The organism is Corallococcus carmarthensis, assembly GCF_003611695.1.
Taxonomy (GTDB): Bacteria; Myxococcota; Myxococcia; order Myxococcales; family Myxococcaceae; genus Corallococcus; species Corallococcus carmarthensis.
In genome coordinates, this window is record NZ_RAWE01000392.1 from 1 (window position 1) to 3,913 (window position 3,913).

A 3,913-nucleotide genomic window follows, 5' to 3' on the forward strand; every position below is an offset into this window, starting at 1 on the left:
TCCTGGAGGCGCAGAAGAAGGTTCAGCAGGACTCGCAGATCATGAGCACGATCACGAACCTGATGAAGAAGATGGACGAGATGGCGATGGCGGCCATCAACAACCTGAAGTAGTCGCTGACAGGTTGGTGGTTCGCTCCGGCCCCGCGCTGGTGCTCCTTCGGGAGTACCGGTCCGGGGCCGGCGGCGTTTCAGGGCTTCTGGAAGCGCTCGCCCCCTTGTTCGCGATCCAGAAACTCTCCTACCCTTCCTGCCGATAACCTAGAAAACCGCATTTCGAACGAGGTTGGCTCCATGGGCTCCAACACCATCAACCGCACCCCCTCCAGCGCTCCCACGGCCCGCACCACGGGCCCGACCCAGGCGAACCCCGCCGCGTCGAACCAGGCGATGCGCGAGTTGAACACCTTCAGCACGCAGCTGAAGCAGCAGGCCGCCGCGCCGGCGCCGCAGCAGCAGGCCGCCGCGAAGAAGACCTCGTCTGCGGACGCGCAGGCCACCGGCCGTCAGGCCGTGACCGACCTGGCCCAGCAGTACACGGCCATCCTGAACGAGTCGTCCAGCAAGCGCGCGGTGGATACGGCGCAGGCCAAGGTCGACGCGTTCGTCGCGGCCAACCCGAACGCCACCCCGGAGCAGATCCAGGCCGAGGCCAAGAAGGCGCTCAACAACGCCTCCTCCGGCGAGTACATCTTCAGCTCCATCATCAACAAGTCGATGAACGACATCATGGCGAAGGTGCAGGAGCGGATTGACGAGCAGAAGTAGTCGTTCCCCAGCCCGTGCCTTGGAAGGGTCCCCGTCTGGTACTGGCGGGGGCCCCGGGCTAGACTCCCCGCCGCTGCTGCTCCCGCCCCGGTGAACGCGCCGATGACGACTGAATCCAAGGCCACGGTGTCGAACGACAACGAGAAGCCCCTGTCTGGACCGGAGATGCTCGAACGGGCCACGGAGGGCTTCAATCTCTTCCAGGACGGGCACTTCAGCGAGTCGCTGGCCATCTTCGAGAAGCTTTCGGCCATGGACTCGAGTGAGGCCTACTTCCAGACCGCCCTGGGCGCCTGCCATCTGGCGCTGGAGGATCTGGACGCCGCCGTGGCGTGCTTCAACCGCGCCATCGAGCTGGACCCCACCGACATCACGCCCTTCGTCAACCGGGGTGAGGCGTTCCTCCGCCAGGGCCGGACGATGGAAGCGGCCCGTGACTTCCAGCATGCCGTGTCGCTGGACCCCGAGGACAAAGACCCCCTGAGCCGTCGTGCGCGCATGCTGGCCGCCGCGGCCCTGGAGAGCTCGGACGAGGCTTCGGAAGCCGAAGCCCCCGAGGACCGCTCGTAGCCTGACCGCAGGCTCCCTCTCCGGAGAGGAGAGGGGTGGCCCCCCCTTGGGCTCGGGGGCGGGCACGGATTAGGATGGCCCCGCCGATGGCCAACGCCGATCCGAACAGCTTCCTGAACAAGTACTCCGACATCGTCCTCGCGGTGGTCGTCGTGGCCATCGTCGCGATGATGATCGTCCCGCTGCCGACGATCATCCTGGACGTGTTGCTGACGCTGAACATCAGCATCTCGGTGATATTGCTCCTCATCTCCCTCTACGTGCCCAGCGCGCTGTACCTGTCGTCGTTCCCGACGATCCTGCTGATCACGACGATGTTCCGCCTGTCGCTGACCATCTCCACCACGCGACTCATCCTGCTCACCGGCGACCCGGGTGAAGTGGTGGTCGCGTTCGGTAACTTCGTGGTGCAGGGCAACTTCGTCGTCGGCGCCATCCTCTTCCTCATCCTGGTGGTGGTGAACTTCATCGTCATCTCCAAGGGCTCGGAGCGCGTCGCGGAAGTGGCCGCGCGCTTCACCCTGGACGCGATGCCCGGCAAGCAGATGTCCATCGACGCGGACCTGCGCGCGGGCGTCATTGATCAGGACCAGATGAAGAAGAAGCGCCGCGACCTGGAGCGTGAGAGCCAGCTCTTCGGCGCCATGGACGGCGCGATGAAGTTCGTGAAGGGCGACGCCATCGCGTCCATCATCATCACGGTCATCAACATCGTCGGCGGCCTGATCATCGGCGTGACGCAGAAGGGGATGTCCGCCGGTGACGCCGCGCAGAAGTACACGCTGCTCACCATCGGTGACGGTCTGGTCGGCATGATTCCCGCCATCCTCATCTCCACGTGCGCCGGCATCCTGGTGACGCGCGTGGGCGGCGAGGAGGAGGGGGCGCACCTGGGCAAGGACGTGGGCACCCAGCTCACCGCCTTCCCGAAGGCCATCGCCATCGCGGCGGCCATGCTCGTGGGCCTGGGTCTCATCCCCGGCCTCCCCAAGATTCCCTTCTTCCTGCTGGGCGCGGGCGCGGGCTTCGGCGCGTACTCGATGATGCGCAAGCGCGACGAGGCCATCGCCGCCGAGGAGGCGGGCCCCGCGATGGAGTCCAGCTTCGGCACGCCCGTGTCCGCGGAGCCTCCGCCCAAGGAGCAGCTCAACCCGGACTCGGAGCTGTTCATCCCGGTCGTCACGCCCATCGTGCTGGAGGTGTCCGACGCGCTGGTGCCCTTCGTGGACTCGAGGCAGGACGGCGGCAAGTTCCTCTTCGAGCTCATCCCGTTCATGCGCGACGGCCTCTTCGTGGAGCTGGGCGTGCGCTTCCCCGGCGTGCGCGCGCGCGGCAACGGCGGCCTGCCGCCCGGGGCCTACCAGATTCAAATCAACGAGGTCCCCGTCGTCACCGGCCAGGCCACCCTGGGCCACATCCTGGTGAACGACACGGTGGAGCGCCTCAAGCTGATGAACATCCCCGGCTTCGAGGCCATCAACCCCGCGACGCGCCAGCCGGCCGCGTGGGTGCCCGAGCAGTTCCGGGAGACGCTTGAGTCCGCGGGCCTCACCACCTGGGACGTGCCCGGCTACATCATCCTGCACACCGCCGCCGTGCTGCGGAAGAACGCCCGCGAGTTCGTGGGCGTGCAGGAAACGCAGACGATGCTGGAGCAGCTGGAGAAGGCGTTCCCGGCCATCGTGAAGGAGGTCGTCCCGAAGATCGTCAACGTGCTGAAGCTGACGGACATCCTCGGGCGCCTGGTGGAAGAGGAGCTCTCCATCCGCGACCTGCGCGGCATCCTCCAGGCCTTGTCGGAGTACGGGCAGGTGGAGGCCGACAACGTCATGCTCACCGAGCATGTGCGCGCCTCGCTGCGCCGCTACATCTCCCACAAGTACGCGCGCGGCACCGGCACGCTGGTGGTGTACCTGCTCGACCCGAACATCGAGGAGGCCATCCGCAGCTCCATCAAGCGCACCTCCGCGGGTGCCCACCTGGCGCTGGAGCCGGAGATTGCCCAGGAGATCGTCGGTGCGGTGCGCTCCGAGTGCGGCCACCTGCCGCCCAGCGCCCAGCGCCCCGTCATCCTCACGGCGATGGACATCCGCCGCTACGTGCGCAAGCTGCTGGAGTACGAGTTCAACCCCTCGTTCTCCATCCTCAGCTACCAGGAGCTGTCCCCCGAGCTGAACATCCAGCCGGTGGCGCGCATCTCCTCCGGCCGGTAGCGGCCGGGAGGGGGTGTTGTACTCAAGGCCTCCGCTTCGGCGGGGGCCTTGTCGTTTCCTCAGGGAGGGACGGGCGCGGCCGAGGCCTCGCGGGGCGTGCGGCTCAGGCGCCCGCGAGCACGGCGATCATCAACACCAGGAAGCTCAGCCCCACCACGCCCATCACGATGAGCGGGACGAGCTTCTTCTTGTCCGCGAGCGCGGACACGGCGGCCGGTTCGGGCTCCGGCTCGGGCGCGGGTGAGTCCATGCCGCTGTCGGGCTGCGGCTCCTCGGAGGAGGCGTCGGGCTGGGGTTCCTCGGAGGAGGAGGGCTCCTCCGGCGGCGCGGGGGCGGGCTCCGGCTCCGGTTCGGGTTCCGGCG

The 3,913-nt window shown here is 67.3% G+C and carries 3 protein-coding genes and 1 pseudogene; 3 read left to right on the forward strand and 1 reads right to left on the reverse strand.

The features are described 5' to 3' along the window. Nucleotides 1-293 precede the first annotated feature (293 nt). The 3 genes from D7X32_RS43515 (at nucleotide 294) to sctV (ending at nucleotide 3,550) form a co-directional block, all read left to right on the forward strand. Entirely contained in the window at nucleotides 294-767 is a 474-nt protein-coding gene (locus tag D7X32_RS43515) for a hypothetical protein (RefSeq protein ID WP_120608355.1), read from the forward strand. A gap of 102 nt (nucleotides 768-869) precedes the next feature. Next, a complete protein-coding gene (locus tag D7X32_RS43520) occupies nucleotides 870-1,337 on the forward strand; it encodes a tetratricopeptide repeat protein (RefSeq protein WP_120608356.1) in 468 nt (155 codons plus the stop codon). 86 nt (nucleotides 1,338-1,423) lie between these two features. Then, nucleotides 1,424-3,550, forward strand: coding sequence for a type III secretion system export apparatus subunit SctV (sctV, locus tag D7X32_RS43525; protein ID WP_120608357.1), 2,127 nt, complete (start codon nucleotides 1,424-1,426; stop codon nucleotides 3,548-3,550). Nucleotides 3,551-3,653: 103 nt separating this feature from the next. On the opposite strand, the pseudogene D7X32_RS43530 reads toward sctV, so the two are convergent. After that, nucleotides 3,654-3,913, reverse strand: a pseudogene (locus tag D7X32_RS43530) (FHA domain-containing protein); the annotation flags it as partial.